General features: G+C 60.9%; 18 protein-coding genes. 8 read left to right on the forward strand and 10 right to left on the reverse strand.

All coding sequences use genetic code 11. From position 1 onward, the window contains the following. Positions 1–188: 188 nt before the first annotated feature. Genes AC1Z1G_RS21660 through AC1Z1G_RS21670 form a run of 3 tightly spaced genes read right to left on the reverse strand, consistent with a single transcriptional unit; the run spans position 189 to position 2832 of the window. A complete protein-coding gene (locus AC1Z1G_RS21660; protein ID WP_483622398.1) occupies positions 189–773 on the reverse strand; it encodes a hypothetical protein in 585 nt (194 codons plus the stop codon). Further along, entirely contained in the window at positions 770–2110 is a 1341-nt protein-coding gene (locus AC1Z1G_RS21665; protein WP_483622399.1) for a sensor histidine kinase, read from the reverse strand. The genes AC1Z1G_RS21660 and AC1Z1G_RS21665 overlap by 4 nt, the downstream gene beginning before the upstream one ends. 11 nt (positions 2111–2121) lie before the next feature. Next, positions 2122–2832 carry a response regulator gene (locus AC1Z1G_RS21670; RefSeq protein WP_483622400.1) on the reverse strand — a complete coding sequence of 237 codons (711 nt, stop codon included), beginning with the start codon at positions 2830–2832 and terminating at the stop codon, positions 2122–2124. A 115-nt stretch (positions 2833–2947) separates the two neighbouring features. Between AC1Z1G_RS21670 and AC1Z1G_RS21675 the strand changes: the two genes are divergently transcribed. The 6 genes from AC1Z1G_RS21675 (at position 2948) to AC1Z1G_RS21700 (ending at position 7679) form a co-directional block, all read left to right on the forward strand. Beyond that, on the forward strand, positions 2948–3202 hold the full coding sequence (locus tag AC1Z1G_RS21675; RefSeq protein WP_483622401.1) for a hypothetical protein: 255 nt from the start codon (positions 2948–2950) through the stop codon (positions 3200–3202). Beyond that, positions 3192–3470, forward strand: a complete 279-nt coding sequence (locus tag AC1Z1G_RS21680; RefSeq protein ID WP_483622402.1) for a hypothetical protein — start codon at positions 3192–3194, stop codon at positions 3468–3470. The genes AC1Z1G_RS21675 and AC1Z1G_RS21680 overlap by 11 nt, the downstream gene beginning before the upstream one ends. A gap of 192 nt (positions 3471–3662) precedes the next feature. Next, the gene (locus AC1Z1G_RS21685; RefSeq protein WP_483622403.1) at positions 3663–4682 is read left to right on the forward strand and encodes an acyltransferase family protein; all 1020 of its coding nucleotides are present in this window, start codon (positions 3663–3665) and stop codon (positions 4680–4682) included. Positions 4683–4958: 276 nt separating this feature from the next. After that, positions 4959–6902 (forward strand): alkaline phosphatase D family protein, encoded by a 1944-nt coding sequence (locus tag AC1Z1G_RS21690; RefSeq protein ID WP_483622404.1) that lies wholly within the window; start codon positions 4959–4961, stop codon positions 6900–6902. Between the two features lie 25 nt (positions 6903–6927). After that, complete coding sequence (locus tag AC1Z1G_RS21695; protein WP_483622405.1) at positions 6928–7287, forward strand: DUF7079 family protein; 360 nt, start codon at positions 6928–6930, stop codon at positions 7285–7287. After that, the gene (locus AC1Z1G_RS21700) at positions 7284–7679 is read left to right on the forward strand and encodes a GNAT family N-acetyltransferase (protein WP_483622406.1); all 396 of its coding nucleotides are present in this window, start codon (positions 7284–7286) and stop codon (positions 7677–7679) included. Before AC1Z1G_RS21695 ends, AC1Z1G_RS21700 begins: the two co-directional genes overlap by 4 nt. A gap of 22 nt (positions 7680–7701) precedes the next feature. Here AC1Z1G_RS21700 and msrA read toward each other — a convergent pair whose 3' ends face one another. From msrA to msrB, 3 genes are read right to left on the reverse strand one after another with little or no spacing between them, the layout of a single operon-like run. Next, positions 7702–8424, reverse strand: coding sequence for a peptide-methionine (S)-S-oxide reductase MsrA (msrA, locus tag AC1Z1G_RS21705; RefSeq protein WP_483622407.1), 723 nt, complete (start codon positions 8422–8424; stop codon positions 7702–7704). Positions 8425–8466: 42 nt separating this feature from the next. After that, positions 8467–10278, reverse strand: a complete 1812-nt coding sequence (locus AC1Z1G_RS21710) for a cytochrome c biogenesis protein DipZ (protein ID WP_483622408.1) — start codon at positions 10276–10278, stop codon at positions 8467–8469. Positions 10279–10322: 44 nt separating this feature from the next. Next, entirely contained in the window at positions 10323–10841 is a 519-nt protein-coding gene (gene msrB / locus AC1Z1G_RS21715) for a peptide-methionine (R)-S-oxide reductase MsrB (protein ID WP_483622409.1), read from the reverse strand. Between the two features lie 152 nt (positions 10842–10993). On the opposite strand from msrB, the gene AC1Z1G_RS21720 reads away from it, so the two are divergent. Next, positions 10994–11710, forward strand: coding sequence for a response regulator transcription factor (locus tag AC1Z1G_RS21720; RefSeq protein WP_483622410.1), 717 nt, complete (start codon positions 10994–10996; stop codon positions 11708–11710). Next, complete coding sequence (locus AC1Z1G_RS21725; protein ID WP_483622411.1) at positions 11707–13227, forward strand: sensor histidine kinase; 1521 nt, start codon at positions 11707–11709, stop codon at positions 13225–13227. The genes AC1Z1G_RS21720 and AC1Z1G_RS21725 overlap by 4 nt, the downstream gene beginning before the upstream one ends. Positions 13228–13249: 22 nt before the next feature. Here AC1Z1G_RS21725 and AC1Z1G_RS21730 read toward each other — a convergent pair whose 3' ends face one another. The 4 genes from AC1Z1G_RS21730 to AC1Z1G_RS21745 all read right to left on the reverse strand — a co-directional run bounded on the left by AC1Z1G_RS21730 (position 13250) and on the right by AC1Z1G_RS21745 (position 16771). Continuing rightward, positions 13250–13642: a hypothetical protein gene (locus AC1Z1G_RS21730; RefSeq protein ID WP_483622412.1), complete on the reverse strand. Its 393-nt coding sequence runs from the start codon at positions 13640–13642 to the stop codon at positions 13250–13252. Further along, a complete protein-coding gene (locus AC1Z1G_RS21735) occupies positions 13639–15153 on the reverse strand; it encodes a flavin-containing monooxygenase (protein WP_483622413.1) in 1515 nt (504 codons plus the stop codon). Before AC1Z1G_RS21735 ends, AC1Z1G_RS21730 begins: the two co-directional genes overlap by 4 nt. 112 nt (positions 15154–15265) lie before the next feature. Beyond that, entirely contained in the window at positions 15266–15766 is a 501-nt protein-coding gene (locus AC1Z1G_RS21740) for an HIT family protein (protein WP_483622414.1), read from the reverse strand. Positions 15767–15814: 48 nt separating this feature from the next. Then, entirely contained in the window at positions 15815–16771 is a 957-nt protein-coding gene (locus AC1Z1G_RS21745) for a fatty acid desaturase family protein (protein WP_483622415.1), read from the reverse strand. Between the last annotated feature and the right edge of the window lie 28 nt (positions 16772–16799).

The raw sequence follows: 16799 nt of genomic DNA on the forward strand, positions 1-16799 counted from the left end.
TGTGTTTTTTTCAGCCTGTCAAAGCCGATCGCTGATGCGCAGCCACACCTGAAGGCTATCCCTGAAGAAGAGCAGCCGCCAGTTCATGGAAGGCGCGACGGTTTGCGGGAAAAGTCCTAGGACGGTGGTTGCGATTTTTCCGAGGAGACGGCATCCATGGCTACAGTCGGGAATCACTCACGGACACTTCATACGCCCCCAAAACCTCCCCCCTCCAACGACCGAAGTACATGTTTCAACCTGGAGATATCGTCTTCATAAAAGTCATTGCACTGCGAAACCACCACAACCCGCTGCCCGATCACTCGTTCAAACGTACTGCAAACAAGGCTGTACCCTTCCCCATCGCTTTCGCGCCCGGCCACATACTGGATATCTTTCATGTCCAGTAACTTCCAGCCCTCTTGCATCATTTTGGCTTTCGCTGTGCCGGCGGCGTCGGAGTAGCGAACGATCGCCCCAGAGTTGGGGAGTTCAATCAAGTTGTTGTAGGGATTGGCAGCGCCCAGACCGACTTTTCTGGTGACTTCATCCGGGTTACTCCCAGCCACGATGACCGTTGGAAGCGTGTCGAACTCCGAGCCAGAGAGGGGGACGTTTGCGGGGACTAGTTTTAGTATTTCGACGCCCCCTTCCTTGTGGCAATCGGCAACCACCCACGCAGTGTTCGGTACATTGATTGAACACAATTGCGCGTCAGCCAGCAGGGTTACGGGAAAACCCATCAAACCGATAGCGCTCACTAGCAGAGCGCCAAATGGATAGCGCTTCATTGGGCCGTCACCTGCACCGGCAACACCACGCGCGCCTCCAGCCCTCCAATCTTGCGATTCCTCACCGTCAACTGCCCTCCCTGTTCCAACACAATGGCTCTTGCCGTCGAAAGCCCCAGCCCAACTCCGCCCGTGCTTTTATTGCGCGAGGCTTCCAAGCGGAAAAACGGGGTGAACACCTGTTCATAACTGTCCGCAGGAATCCCCGGCCCACGATCGAGTACGCGGATGGTCACCTGATCCTCTGCGTTGCGCAATTCAATGGCCGGCTCACTGGCGTATTTGATCGCGTTGTCCACCAGGTTGGTGATGACACGCTTGAGGCCCAGCGGGCGGCCGAAGTACACCAGTCGGGGCGGGCCGCTGAAGGTGATATCGATGGACTGGTCGCGGTAGTCGTCGATCAGGGTTTGCAGCAGTTCTGCCAGGTCGAACGGGGTCGCCTGCTCCAGCCGGGCGTCGTCGCGGAAGAACTCCAGGGCCGAGTTGATCATCGCCTGCATTTCGTCAACGTCGCGAAACAACCGTTGTTGTTGCTCCGGGTCTTCGATGAACTCGCCGCGCAAACGCATCCGGGTCAACGGGGTGCGCAAGTCATGGGAGATGGCCGCGAGCATCTGGGTGCGGTCTTTGATGAAGTGCTGCAACTGCGCCTGCATGGCGTTGAAGGCGAGGATTGCCTGACGGATTTCATGCGGGCCAACCGGTTCGATGGGCGGGGCGCGAAAGTCGACGCCGAAGCGTCGTGCGCCTTGGGCGAAGTGCTGCAGGGGTCTGGCCAGTCGGCGGGTGGCGATCAGTGTGACGATGCTGGTCGACAGCAACACCAACACGATCACGATCAGGGTTCGCGGCCCTTCCGCCAGCCCCCAACTGCGCGAGGGCACGCTGAACATCAGCCAGGATTCATCCGCCAGTTGCACCAACAAGGCGTAGTGCCCGTTCTTTTGCGGCCAGTCGCCGGGTTGATAGGCTTCGACTCGGCGGGTCGGCGTGTTGAACAGACGCTGGGCCTGCGGTGAAGCGGTGCGGTAAGCCGCTTCGGGAGTGTCTGGCAAATCGAGGCCTTGACGGGTGGCATGCCAGCTCACGCTAAAAACGCTAGTGCTGGCGGCCTCGGCCAGCTGTTCGCGCTGCGAGGCTTGCGAGGCTTCGATCATCCGGGTAACGGACGCGGTTTTTTCCAGAAGGCCGGTCTCGGCCAGCGGTGGATACGCCCAAACACCGGCCAGTTGAATAAACAGCGCATTGAAGGCCAGGGAAATCAGCATGGCGACGAGGGTGGTCAGGGCGATCCAGCGGGCCACCGTGTCCCGGGGGCGCAGGCGCCAGCCCATCCTGAACCGGATCACTGGCGGGTCACGCTGGGGGTGAACAGGTAGCCGCCGTTGCGCACGGTGCGAATCATCTCTGGCCGTTTGGTGTCGTATTCCAGCTTGCGCCGCAAGCGGCTGACCTGAACGTCGATGCTGCGATCAAACGCCTCATGGGAACGCCCCCGCGCCAGGTCCAGCAACTGTTCACGGGTGAGAATGCGCTGCGGATGCTCGACGAACACCAGCAGCAAATCGAACTCCCCGGCCGACAGCGGAATCATCACCTGATCTGGCGAGCGCAACTCGCGGCGGGTGAGGTCCAGTTGCCAGTCCGCGAACTTGATCAGCGGGTGCGGCACCTGTCCGGCCAGCGGTCGGCTCTCCCCAGCGCGGCGCAGCACGGCACGCACCCTGGCCAACAACTCCCGGGCGTCGAAGGGTTTGCTCAGGTAATCGTCGGCGCCCATTTCCAGCCCGACCACCCGATCACTCAACTCGCCCATGGCGGTCAGCATGATCACCGGGGTCGCGTATTGCTGGCGCAAGCGCTGGCACAAGATCAGGCCGTTCTCCCCCGGCAACATCAGGTCGAGAATGATCAGGTCCGGCACCTGGCGCTCCATTGCCGCCCACAGCGAGACGCCCTCGGTGGCGACCTCGACGTCATAACCTTGCTGCATAAAAAACTTCTTCAGCAGAGCGAGGACCTCAAGGTCATCGTCCACGATCAAAAGACTGCTCACCGGCGGGCATCACTTAACGTCTGAAAGAGCCAACATCTAAAACCATTCAGCGCGCTCCGTCATTTATTTCAACTCGGTAACACAGCGTCAACGCGGTAAAAAACCAGACATCTTTGTGCAAGACCCGGATGTCAGCATCTGGCACCTGTTCTCCGACGACTGTTTGCCTATGCCTTCGCTCAAGCCTTCACCCGCTCTGACTCGCCACGCTGGCCTGCTGCCCCTGGCCCACCTGACGGGACGCAGCAACCGCACGCTGGCCGAGCGGATGATCGCCGAACACCATGCCGACGTTGTGCTGGAAGGCCAACAAGGCGCCCCCGAACCGCAAAAGCAACGCTGCCAGGAAGACCCTGCCGATGGTTTCTGACAACCAACCCCTGATCCTGCACCAACACGTGGTGAAGCGCGCCAACACCGACGTGCACTGCCGCGAAGTCAGCCTGCAGTTATCGAGCGACCAGCGCGAGCTGATCCTCACGCGCTACAGCGAACACTACAGCCCCGACGGCATGCAATCGCTCGAACGCCGCCACCGCGTGCCGGTGACCGACATGCTGCGCTGGCTGATCGCTCATGGCGAGCCGCAAACCTTGGTACAAGGTAATGAGACGTCGAAAGCCTTGCCGATGAGCTGACCGGTTAGAGCCTGCCTGAGGCTCCGTTCGCCAGGCATGTGAACAACAGGGGGCAGGTTTATTTTCATAAGGGCTGGATGCCGTTTTGAAAAAACATGTCCCCATTAACCCTTCACCAATCTTTAGAACTCCAGAACTCTATGACAGGTAGGCAAGACGGATTATACTTCCCGATTTCAAGATGACCAGCCGATGCTCAATTCAATACAGTTCCTTAGAGCCTTTGCCGCGTGGAGTGTAGTGCTGCATCATTACGTACAGATTTTCGGCAACAAAAACGCCAACACCATTACAACCTTGCTCTACAACTACGGCTCAATTGGCGTAGACATTTTCTTTGTAATCAGCGGGTTTGTCATTTACACATCCGCCTCAAAAAAAACAATCTCCGCCCGTGACTTTGCCATTCAGAGAGCCGCACGGATAGTACCCGCCTATTGGCTGTATACCTTTGCGGCCAGCTTAACAATAATTCTACTTCCCTCTGTCATGCCCCCCCTTGGATTCGCGCCAGATTTCTTACTCAAAAGTATGTTTTTCATACCCGCTGAAAACCCTTCAGGGCTGGGGCTGTATCCGATACTCACGGTAGGCTGGACCTTAAACTTCGAGGCTGTTTTTTACATCGTCTTTGCTTTTTCACTGTTCCTTCCGAAAAAATGTCTGGCCCCGGCCTTATTAATAGGCATCACCCTGATAGAGACCGTCTTGCCTAAAGCAGGAGGTTCACTGACATTTTACGGCGCGCCCATTATTTATGACTTTCTGTTTGGCGTTACCCTGTCGATAGTTTACAAAAACGGGTATCACCGAGCCCTGTCCCTTGCGCCTGCCATTGCTATTATCTTGCTGTCCATTACTGCGATAGCCGCATCAGACTTTGTCGACCACAGCCCTTTACGAATCGGATTACCCTGCACCGCAATAATCCTGGCACTTATTTCCCAAGAATCCTTTTTCTCGAAAACATCACTGCTCAGCAAACTGGGCGACTGGTCTTATTCGACTTACTTAGTACACCCACTCATTATCTGGTACGCGCTTACCGCTCAGCACTCATTTGAACTAAACCAGGCTCTCACGCTGACAGCTATTTGCCTGACAACCGTGTTGTGCTCTTTCCTGAGTTACAAATACATCGAGTTGCCAATGTCCACACTGTTCAGAAGAAAACTGGGGCAGTCGAGCAAAGCATTACCCACATCAGCTTGATTCTGAACAGTCCAATAATGGGAGCCCCATGAGCCCTTGCATCGTCCACTGAGCGTCGCAACCTACAGATTCGTCAGAAATGCGCCTGGGTCACCATGGCTGACGTGATCTCTGCGATCGGCGTTGCAAGAAGACGATTGAACGGGTTGAACAATCGCCAGACGCTTCTGCACCCAAGGCATAAGGGACATCATTGGAAACATCGCGATAGCCGGTTACGCTCGATGGGCTGCGCTATTATCGCCAGCTATTTAGCACCAAGAGCCTTTACCCCGGATGTCCATGCCCGCCCTGTTGCCTGATGATCATCAAACCCTGCCTCCCGTGCTGGTCGGCCCGCTGTTGCGGCGTCTGGAACCGACGCGGCTGGTGCTGTGGCTGGTCGGGTCGCAGGCGTTGGCGCTGACACTGCGCGTGCAGGTCGATGGCGAACCGGGCGTGGACATTGCGCTCGACGCCCGCCAGTGCCAGGTCATTCCGGTCGGCACCCACGCCTTTGTTCATCTGATCGACGTTCACCTGGACAGCGCCCTGCCCTGCGACGTGGCCATCGAGTACGACGTGCGAATCACTCAGGCTGACGGTTCACACACCGGGATTGCCGACTGGGCGCCCCATCTTCTTTACGGCGAGGCCTGCCGTCCGAACTTCGTGCTGCGCAGCCGTATCGATCAACTGCTGCACGGTTCCTGCCGCAAGCCCCATCACCCGGCCGACGACGGCTTGCTATGCGTTGACCGATTGCTGGCGGCCAACACTGAGGTCGCTCAGCGCCCCGCCCTGTTGATGATGAGCGGCGACCAGGTGTACGCCGACGACGTGGCCGGGCCGATGCTGCGCGCGATTCATGCGCTGATCGAACGGCTGGGCTTGTTCGAGGAGCACCTGGACGGCGCGGTGGTGAGCGACAGCGCCAAGCTCTACGAACACCCGGCCAGCTACTACCATCGCGCCGACCTGCTACCGAAGCTTTCGAGCAACGAAACCCTGCGCGAACGGTTTTTCGGCGGCGTGCGCAAACCGATTTTCACCAGCAGCAACGCCGACAACCATTTAGTGACCTTCGCCGAAGTCATGGCCATGTACTTGCTGGTCTGGTCGCCGACACCCTGGACGCTGATCGCCCCGCAACCGCCCACGCTGACACCCGAACGGCGCAAGCGCTACGCCCATGAACAGACGCGGGTCGATACCTTCCAGGCCGGGCTTGGCGGCGTCGCCCGGGTACTGGCGCACTTGTCGTGCCTGATGATTTTCGACGACCACGACATCACCGATGACTGGAACCTGTCCGCCCAGTGGGAAGAAACCGCCTACGGTCACCCGTTCTCAAAACGCATCATCGGTAACGCGTTGATTGCCTACCTGCTGTGCCAGGGCTGGGGCAACAACCCGGATGTGTTCGACGCCGTGCTGGAGAAAACCCGCGCCCTTAAGGCTGCGAGCCAGAACCGTTACCTGGACAGCACCGCGCAGGACAACCTGATCGATGAACTGCTGAGATTCCAGGACTGGCATTACGTGCTGCCGACCCGCCCGGCGCTGGTGGTGCTCGACACCCGCACCCGGCGCTGGCGCAGCGAGTTCAACCTGAAACAACCCTCGGGCCTGCTCGACTGGGAAGCCCTCAGCGAACTGCAACAGGCACTGCTCGATCACCCGTCGGCGATCATCGTTTCACCGGCGCCAGTGTTTGGCGTCAAGTTGATAGAAACCATACAGCGCGTCTTCAGTTGGTGCGGTTATCCGCTGCTGGTCGACGCGGAAAACTGGATGGCCCACCGGGGCTCGGCGCAGGTCATCCTGAATATTTTCCGCCATTCACGCACGCCGGGGAACTACGTGATTCTGTCCGGGGACGTGCATTATTCGTTCGTCTATGAAGTGCTGATCCGCCACCGCAAGGCCGGCCCGAGGATCTGGCAGATCACCAGCAGCGGCATCAAGAACGAGTTCCCGCACACCTTGCTCGAATGGTTCGACCGCCTCAACCGCTGGCTCTACTCGCCACGTTCGCCGCTCAACTGGCTGACCAAACGCCGTTTGATGCGGGTGGTCCCGCACATTCCCGAACACGCGCAAGCCGGCGAGCGCTTGTGGAACTCGGCCGGGGTCGGCCAAGTGTTCTTCAATGCCAACGGCCAGCCACAAGCGATTTTTCAACACAATGCCAACGGCTCACCGCCGACCCGGATGGTCGGCCCGGTTCAGTCAGACTGAGACCTGCACAACAGGAGTTGCTGGAATGGGACGCCCCATCAGCCAGGAAGAACGCGCAGCCATCCACTGGACGTTATCGGATGCTTTTGTCGACAACGACGTGAACTACGCCGTGATTGCCCGGGACACCGCCGATTACGAGCGCAATCTCATCGAACACATCCTGTATGCCGAAGTGGCGCCGGTGTGCCACACGAACCTGGAAACCGTCATTCCGCCGATCTGGTCGTGCTTTGACCCGCACAGCCTGGAAATCCAGATCCAGGCCATGCTTGAAAAGCGCCAACGCAGCCGCTTTCGTCGGCACTTGGGCACCCTGCACATTCGCTGGCTGAGGTTTCGCTACGCCTACCTCTGGCGCGAGATCGCCCGGTACTACCCATGACCATTCGTGACCTGCTACCCACCGAAGTCGAAGCCGTTCGCCAGTTTCTTGCCGCCAATGGCTGGGAACACCGCATCGGCTCTCCCGAACACTTCGCCCAACTCATCGCCAACTCCCAGCGTACGGCGATTGCCTTTCAAGCGTCGCAGATCATCGGGTTTGCACGGGGCATCAGCGATGGTTTATCCAATGGCTACCTGTCGATGGTGGTGGTGTCCGAGCGGCATCGGCGCGCAGGTGTGGGCCGCGCATTGGTTCAGCACATCATGGGGGACAACCCGGACATTACCTGGGTGTTGCGCGCCGGTCGGTCGGGCGCCTCGGCGTTTTTCACAGGCCTGGGGTTCGAGGAGTCGACCATCGCCATGGAGCGCCCACGCACGAAGCTGTAGAGCGTTGTACCCGCCCCAACACCTACAAACCCGCCTTCACCAGCACCGGTTGTTCCTGATAGCGCTGCGGGTACAACTGTTTGAGCTGCGCCACTTTCGGCAGGTCATTGATGACAATGTAGGGATAGCTCGGGTGCTCCGTCAGGAAGTTCTGGTGATACGCCTCGGCGGGATAGAAGCCGTTGTAGGTTTCCAGCGTGGTGACAATCGGTTTGTTGAACGAATGGGCCGCATCGAGCTGAGCGATGTAGGCCTTGGCAATGCGCTGCTGCTCGGGGCTGCGGATGAAGAGCGCCGAGCGGTATTGAGTGCCGCTGTCAGGCCCCTGGCGGTTGAGCTCGGTGGGGTTGTGGGCCACCGAGAAGTAGATCTGCAACAAGGCGCCATAGCTGACCTGGCTCGGGTCGAAGGTCACTTCAACGGATTCGGCGTGGCCGGTATCGCCATCGCTGACTCGCTCGTACTGAGCCGTGTTGGCGGCACCACCGGCGTAACCTGAAACCGCGTTCTTCACGCCTTTGACGTGCTGGAACACGCCCTGCATGCCCCAGAAGCAGCCGCCCGCGAAGACAGCGGTCTCGCTGCCGGCCTGGGGCGTTTCGTCCAGCGCTGGCGGCGCGATGGCCACTGCATCCTCGGACGTGCCAAAGGGAAACGCCGAGCATTGGCCCGCCGCCGCAGCGATGACCAGCCCCAGAAGGACCCGACGCACGCCCGTGGCGGTGATTTTCGATGACGATTTCATGGCGCTGACTCCTGCTGAATAGGCGGCGAGAACCGCAGGCCGTTAACCAAAGGTGAAGGCATAGGCCGACACACCCGAATCCAGAAACTCGATGCTGAAGGTGCGATCCGCCACATCACCCGGCTGACGCACCAATTGGTAGAGGCGCTGTTCAGTGACACTCCCGCTGCCATCCGGCGCGACGTCAGTGCCGTGGGCATCGCCCGGGGCCTTGCCGTCAATCGTGACTTTGAAACGCACTGGTTTGCCGTCGGGGCCAGGGCCCAGCACCAAATGCAAATCACGGGCATGGAAGCGGTAGACGATGCCACTGGCGGGCGCGGTGGAAGTCGCCCGTTCGGCGCCTACGTTCCACTGCCCGTTCAGCCCCCAGTCGTTGAGCGATAAAGCGCTTGGCACGCTGTAGGCCGCCTCCTTGTCCGGGGCAAGACTGGCTTGGGGTACAAAATGTTCCGAGCGCTGATAGCCAACGTAGGTTTCCGGCGAGCGTACTTCATTCATGTCCGAGGCCCGTTGCACGCCTTGGGCGTTGGCATTGATCAGGCCGTCCGCGACTTTCGCGGCGCCAGCCTCACGCAGCAGCTGCTGGATCACCCGTTCCGACTCGGCGTAGTCGCCCTCACCGAAGTGGTGATAACGGATACGTCCCTGTGCGTCGGCGAAGTAATGCGCCGGCCAGTATTCGTTGTTGAACGCCCGCCAGATCCGGTAGTCGTTATCGATCGCCACCGGGTAGGTGATGCCCAGATCCTTCATGGCTTTGGTCACGTTGCCCACGTCGCGTTCGAAGGCGAATTCCGGGGCGTGCACGCCAATCACCACCAGGCCCTGATCGCGGTACTTCTCGGCCCAGGCCTTGACGTACGGCAAGGTGCGCAGGCAGTTGATGCAGGAGTAGGTCCAGAAATCCACCAACACCACTTTGCCCTTCAATGCCTGGGCATCCAGAGGCGGCGAGTTGAGCCATTGCACGGCGCCGTCCAGCGGCGGCAAATTGCCTTCGATCGGCAGTGTCGCGGGACTGTTGGCGGACAGTTTCATCGCACCGCCGGCCGCCATCATGTTTGCCCCCGCATCCCCCGCTTGGGACTGAGGAACCTGCGCCATCATCGCGCTGTTGTTGGCGGGTAACTTGCCAGCCAGACGCCCGACCAGCGCCTGCTCGATCCCGCCCGTGGAGGCCGTCGACACCCGCGCCAGAATGCCGGTGTCCAGCCCGAGGGCGATGGCTGCCACCCCCGCCAGCATCGCCGCACCCAAGCCCCGGCGCAGCCATTCACCCGCGCCAATCGAGCGTTTCATCGCCGCGAAGACTTTACCGCCCAGCAACAGCGCCCCGGCGAGGGAAGTGGCAGCGCCCGCCGCGTAGGCCAGCAACAGCAACGTGGTGCCGATGCTGGCGCCTTGCAACGCTGCGCCGGTCAGCACCAACCCCAGAATCGGCCCGGCGCACGGTGCCCAGAGCAGGCCCGTGGCGACGCCGATCAGGAACGAAGCACCGGGACGCGGCCGGGCATCGGCGCCCGCTGCTTCCGACAGCCGGCTGCCAGCCGCGACCAGTGGCCGGGTCAACCGGTCGGCGAGGCGCGGCAGCAGCAACGTCAGCCCGAACAGTGCTACGAACAGCAACGCGAGCCAGCGACCGTACTGATTGACTTGCACCACCCAACCGCCGCCCACCGCCGCCAACGAGGCGACGAGCGCGAAGGTCAGCGCCATCCCCGCCAACAGCGGCAAGCCACTTTTCATAAACGGCTGCCCGGTGCGAGCGAAGACAAAGGGCAGTACCGGCAGAATGCACGGGCTGACAATCGTCAGCACACCACCGAGATAAGCGAGGACCAGAAGCCACATAACGATGACCTGTATGAAGTGAGGAAAATGACATGCCCATGGGATTACGCCGTTCGCGGCTTGAAGGTCATGGCCAGACCGTTCATGCAATAGCGTAGCCCGGTAGGTTTCGGCCCATCGTTGAACACATGGCCCAGATGGCCGCCACAACGACGGCAGTGAACCTCCGTGCGCAACACCCCGAACGATCGGTCGTCGCGGATTGCCACGGCATGTTCCAGCGGCGCCCAGAAACTCGGCCAACCGGTGTGGCTGTCGAATTTGGTGTCCGACGAAAACAGCGCCAGATCGCACCCGGCACAGGCAAACGTGCCCTCGCGGTGTTCGTTGTTCAGTTCGCTGCTGTAGGCCCGTTCGGTGCCTTCCTCGCGCAGGATGTCGTATTGCCCGGGGCTGAGCAGGGCCCGCCATTCGGCCTCGGTGTGGGTCACCTCGAAAGCCTCGGCGGCAACCGCGTCGCCAGCCAGCGCAACGCTGGCAGTCAATTTTGGCAACACACCGGCAATCAGTGCTGCAACGCCCAGCCCGCCGCCTGCCAGAAGAATTTGTCGCCGTGAAAACATGGCCCTCTCCCTAAATTCGCCGTGGTTTACATGGAACACAGCCTAGGCTTGAGGTGATCGCCAAATCCTCACGGGGAGTTAAACAATTCGTGATAACTCGGCGGGAAGAAAACCCGCACAATGCGCTCACTGCGCCACAGGATTCCGCTCACATGGACCAACCCAAACGCGTCCTGGTCGTCGAGGACGACCAACACATCGCCGATCTGATCTGCCTGCACCTGCGCGATGAACACTTTGAGGTCGTGCACAGCGCCGACGGCCATCAGGGCCTGCAACTGCTCGAACAGGGCGGTTGGGATGCACTGGTCCTCGACCTGATGCTGCCTGGTGTCGATGGCCTGGAAATCTGCCGCCGCGCCCGCGCCATGGCCCGCTACACACCGATCATCATCACCAGCGCCCGCTCGAGCGAAGTGCACCGCATCCTCGGCCTGGAACTGGGCGCCGACGACTACCTGGCCAAACCCTTCTCGATGCTGGAGCTGGTGGCACGGGTCAAGGCCCTGCTGCGCCGGGTCGACGCCATGGCACGCAACCTGAAAATGGACGCCGGCAGCCTGATCACCGACGGTTTGTTCATCGACCCGATCACCCGCGATGTGACCCTCGACGGGCGTCGGCTGGACCTCACGCCCAGAGAATTCGACCTGCTGTATTTCTTCGCCCGCCAACCCGGCAAGGTCTTCTCGCGCATGGATTTGCTCAACGCCGTGTGGGGTTACAGCCATGAAGGCTACGAGCATACGGTGAACACCCACATCAACCGCCTGCGGGCGAAAATAGAAACCGACCCGGCCCAACCGGTGCGCATTCTCACGGTGTGGGGGCGCGGTTATAAGTTTGCCTCGGCGCAGGAACAACCATGAAACTGACTCAACGCCTGTCGGCCGTGTTCGCCCTGCTGTTGCTGGTGTGCTGCGGTACGTCTGTGTGGATGCAGGTGCGCTCCAACAAAATGCATGAGCTGGAAGTAGTACAAGGCTTGTCCCGCGATCTCGCCCGGCACATTGCCCGCGACACCCAACTGATGGACGCCAACGGCCTGAAACCCGAGGCCCTGCGCGAACTGTTCAGCCAACTGATGCGGGTCAACCCGAGCGTTGAGGTGTACCTGCTCGACACCACCGGTCGCGTGGTCGGCAACGCTGCGCCCGAAGGCCATTTGCGCCGCGAACAGGTGGATCTGGCCCCACTCCAGCGCTTGCTCAATGGCGACGCGCTGCCGATCCTGGGCGACGACCCGCGCAGCCCCGACGGGCGCAAGGTCTTCAGCGCCGCGCCGTTGCGGGTCAACGGTCAACCGGCCGGTTACCTCTACGTGGTGCTGCTCAGCGAAGAACACGACCGCCTCGCCGAGCGCGGCGCCACCAGCGTGGCGCTGACCACCGCGCTCTGGTCAATAGGCCTGGTGGCGTTGCTGTGCCTGATCGCGGGCCTCACCGCGTTTACCCTGATCACCCGGCCGTTGCGCCGGCTGACCGAAAACGTCGCGCAATTCGACATCGACGCCATTCCCGCCGCACCACTGCCCCCCGCCCTCCCGCCGGACACCACTCGCCACGACGAAATCATCGTGCTCGATGCCGCGTTCCGGCAGATGCAAACCCGCTTGCGGGATCAGTGGCACACCTTGACCCGCCAGGATCAGGAGCGGCGTGAGCTGGTGGCGAACATTTCCCACGACCTGCGCACACCGTTGGCATCGCTGCACGGCTACCTCGAAACCCTGTCACTCAAGGACAGCACACTGACCCCGGCCGAACGCCGTCGCTACCTGGGCATCGCACTGGACCAGAGCCGCAAGGTCGGCGGGTTGGCGCAATCGCTGCTGGAGCTGGTGCGCCTGGAACACGGCTTCGTGCAGCCCATCCTCGAACGTTTCTCCCTGACCGATCTGGTGCAGGATATCTTCCAGAAGTTCGAACTGACCGCCGAGGCCCGGCAGGTCACCCTTCAGGCTGCATTCGCGCCGAACGTGTCCGGGGTGGTCTGCGCCGACCTGGGGCTGATCGAGCGTGTGCTGACCAACCTTTTCGACAACGCCCTGCGCCATACACCGGCGGGCGGGGACGTCGAAATCAGCCTCTTGCCCGTCGGGAAATTCATCGAAGTCACGGTCAGTGATACCGGCCCCGGTATCGCCGCCGAACTGCGCGAAGGCCTGTTCCTGCGGCCGTTCAACATCGGTGGCGCCCGCCGCGACGGCGGCCTCGGGCTGCGCATCGTGCACCGGATCCTGCAATTGCATGGCCTGGACATCCGCCTGGTGGATGTCGCCGGCCGGGGCGCGACCTTTCGCTTCTCGCTGCCACAGGACGAAGAAACCGCAGCGCCGCTGGCCGTGCGCTCGATGAATGTGAACTCGCTGCACGACCGCTCCTGAGTATCGATGGGCAGTGCCCGATTTAACGGTCCATCACCCGCTCGCCAATCACGGCCCGGCTCCGCTCCCGGCGTAACGCCCGCCAGGTCCACGTGGCGCTGCACAGGTCCGGCAATCCCAAGAGCAGCAACACTGGCGGCACCAGGCCTGCGGCGACGAAGACCGCGAAAAACACGATCACTGACAGTCGGACCGGCACGGTCAACGCGATGAATTCGCGCTGGTTCTTGCGCCCGGCCCACACGTAGTAAATGCCCAGGTACAACGCCAGTTGCCCCATGACGCGGATCCAGACTTCATCTGTCAGGGCAAAGCCGAACAACGGCAGCAACAGATTCGGGGCGATCAACAACGGCGCGCCCAGCAACAGCATGTAGAGGCCAAACACAAACACGGTTTTCCCGGAATGACTCATGGTCGAGGTCCTTGTGGTTCAGGCATCAGGCGATAGACCTCGGCGTCGAAGCGCCGGGTCTGTTGGCGGAATTTCCAGCTGAAGCCGGGCCACAGCGCAACGTTGCGCCCGGAGTCCGGGTCCATGTACCAGCTCTTGCAACTGCCGACGCTCCATACCGCGCCCCGCATGCGGTGGCTCAAGCGCTGATTGAACGCCCGCTGGGCCTCGGGGTGCACATCGAGGCTGGCGATGCCTTCGGCGTCCAGGGTGTCAAGCGCGCCGAGGATGTAGGTGATTTGCGACTCGATCATGTAGACGATGGAGTTATGCCCCAAGCCGGTGTTAGGTCCCATCAACAGAAACAGGTTGGGAAAGCCGCTGACGGTGGTGCCTTTGTATGCCTCGGAACCGGCCTGCCAGGTATCGACGATGTCAGCCCCCTCCCGACCGAAAATCATGCCTTTGGGAAACGGCGTGCGGGCCTTGAACCCGGTGCCGAAAATCAGCGCATCCACCGGATGACGTTGACCGTCGGCGGTGATGACCGCGTCCTTGCTGATGCGCTGAATGCCGCTGGTGACCAGGTGGGTGTTGGCTTGTGCCAACGCCGGAAAGTAATTGTTGGAGAGCAGGATGCGCTTGCAGCCAATCGAGTAATTCGGTGTCAGTTGCTGCCGCAGCACCGGGTCCTTGACCTGGCGCCGCAACAGATTCAGGGCCAGCAGTTTGTGCAACGCCATCAAGCGTGGGCTGAATACAAACCCCAACACCCGAACTTCGTGGGCACTGTAGATCAGCCCTCGCAGCAGCCGCTGCAGCGTGGGGAAACGCTGCAACAGACGCTGTGATCGGGTGGTGAAGGCTCGATCAGGCTTGGGAATGATCCACGGCGGGGTCCGCTGGAACACACTCAATTGTGCGACCTGAGGCTGGATCTGCGGAACGAACTGGATCGCCGAGGCCCCGGTGCCAATCACCCCGACGCGTTTTCCGGCCAGTGAGTAGCTATGGTCCCATTGCTGTGAGTGAAATATCCGCCCGCCAAATCGCTCAAGCCCTTCCAGCGCCGGCACTTCAGGTGTCGACAATGCCCCCGTGCCGGCCACCACCACACGGGCGTAGGCCACGTTTCCTGCAGCGTCTGTCACTTCCCACAGGGCCCGGGATTCCAGCCAGCGCAGGCCGGTAACCTGAGTATTGAAGCGGCAATGAGCAAGCACCTGATACTTGTCCGCACAGTGTTTGAGGTAGTCGCGAATTTCCGGCTGTGGCGAAAAACGCCGTGACCAGTGGGGGTTCGGCTCGAAGGAAAACGAGTAAAGGTGCGAGGGAATATCGCAAGCGCACCCTGGATACTGGTTGACCCACCAGGTTCCGCCGACACCGGCCTCCTGCTCGTAGATGAAAAAGTCCTGCTCGCCCCGTTGCTTGAGGCTCACCGCCATGCCGATGCCGGAGAACCCGGCCCCCATGATCAAGACGCGATAAACCCGCGCCACTGACGCTTGTTCCTGAAGTACGGCACTCATTTTCCTTGCTCCTGACAACGCTGTAGCCGGGCAACCGTGCCCGCAGCACATGAACGACTGGACTTTGAAAACACGGGGTTGGGCGCCGGGGCCAAGCCCCCGGCGCAGAGGGTCAAACCGGTTGAGGGTTGCCTAATTGCACGGCTCGCACGGACAACGTTTGCAACGCCATCGGATCGATATGGGTGGCGATGGCCGAGGCCTGGGCCAGCAGTTTTTCGTGACGGGTACGCGGGCCGAACAGCCCGGTGAGATGCATGAACATGCGCAGACCAAAGCCCAGCGCATCGCCCTGCCGACGCGGCACCAGGTGCAGGTGCGCATGGGGAATGTGCTGGTTGGTGGCCTTGCCGTCGTTGACGATCAGGTGCGTGCCCTCGACGCCGAAACCGGCGCTGCGCTGGGCCGCGATCAGCGTGTCGAACACCCGATACAGGTGAAACCGGGTGGTGTCGGGCAATTGCTCGAGTTTCTCCACGTGCTGCAACGGAATCAGCAGCAAATGGCCCTGCCCCAGGGGATGAACGTCCATGAACGCCATGCAGTGCGGGTCGCGATAGACCTGGGCGGCGGGCAGTGTGCCCGCTGTGATCTGGCAGAAAATACAGTTCATCCGTGACTCCTCGCCGGGTATTTTTCCAATAGGCGCAGTAAATGTAGCTCACGCCACCCTCCCCGGTTCAGTATCGGGCGACGATGGGCGCCGCTTGAACATCCGCGCCAGCAGCCAGCGGTCACGTATATAGGTTTTGTTGTCCAGCAACGCCGAGAGTTTGCGCAGGTTGACGAAGGGCACGTTGGGATAGATGTGATGCTCGACGTGGTAGTTGATGTTTGCCCACAAAAAACCGATCAGCCGGTCGGTCACGGTCACGGTGTTTTTCGCCAGGTCGAGGCGGTCATGGTGTTCGGGAGCGAGGGTCGCCATGGGGAAATGCTCGTAACCCCGGGAGACCGGATTGATCACCAGCGCCAGCACCAACAACGGGGCGACAAAGATCAGCACGAACTGCAACAGCAGGCCCTGGCTGACGAACCAGGCGCACAGCGCCGCCATGCTCAACACATTGAAGGCCAGCTCGCGCAGCACCAGGTTGCGCACCTGGCGGCCATAGCGCACCAGCGAGAAGTAGATGAACCGCGGCACGAACACGGCGATACGCACGAACATCCAGGCCACGCCGGCCTCGTAGTTCCAGTCGTCCGGGTCCTTCTGCGGATCCCCCAGGTAGCGATGGTGATACTTGTGGCACTCGGTAAACGATGAAAACGGAAACACAATGAACCAGGCCATGAAACGCCCAACCCAGAGGTTCTGCCACGGCGCGCGGAAAGCGCTTTGATGGCCGCAGTCATGTTGCAGCACGGTGAACGCATGCAACTGATTGCCCAGCACCAGCACCGCCGCCAGTTGTCCCCAAGGGTTTTCAGCGCTCAAGAGGTACAACGCGGCGCCAACCCAGACCGCGACATGGAACAACGACCACAGCGCGAACTTCAGCGGTTGCGGTTGCATCAGCGCCTGCAACCGGGCCTGACGCTCACGGTCGACCCGTAGCTCGGCACGTTTGGCCAAGCGGTACTCATCATCAGCGGCAAAAACAGTGTGAGTGTTCATGAATTCAATCTCCCTTCCCTGGAATAAG

Source organism: Pseudomonas sp. JL27(2026) (genome assembly GCF_056933555.1).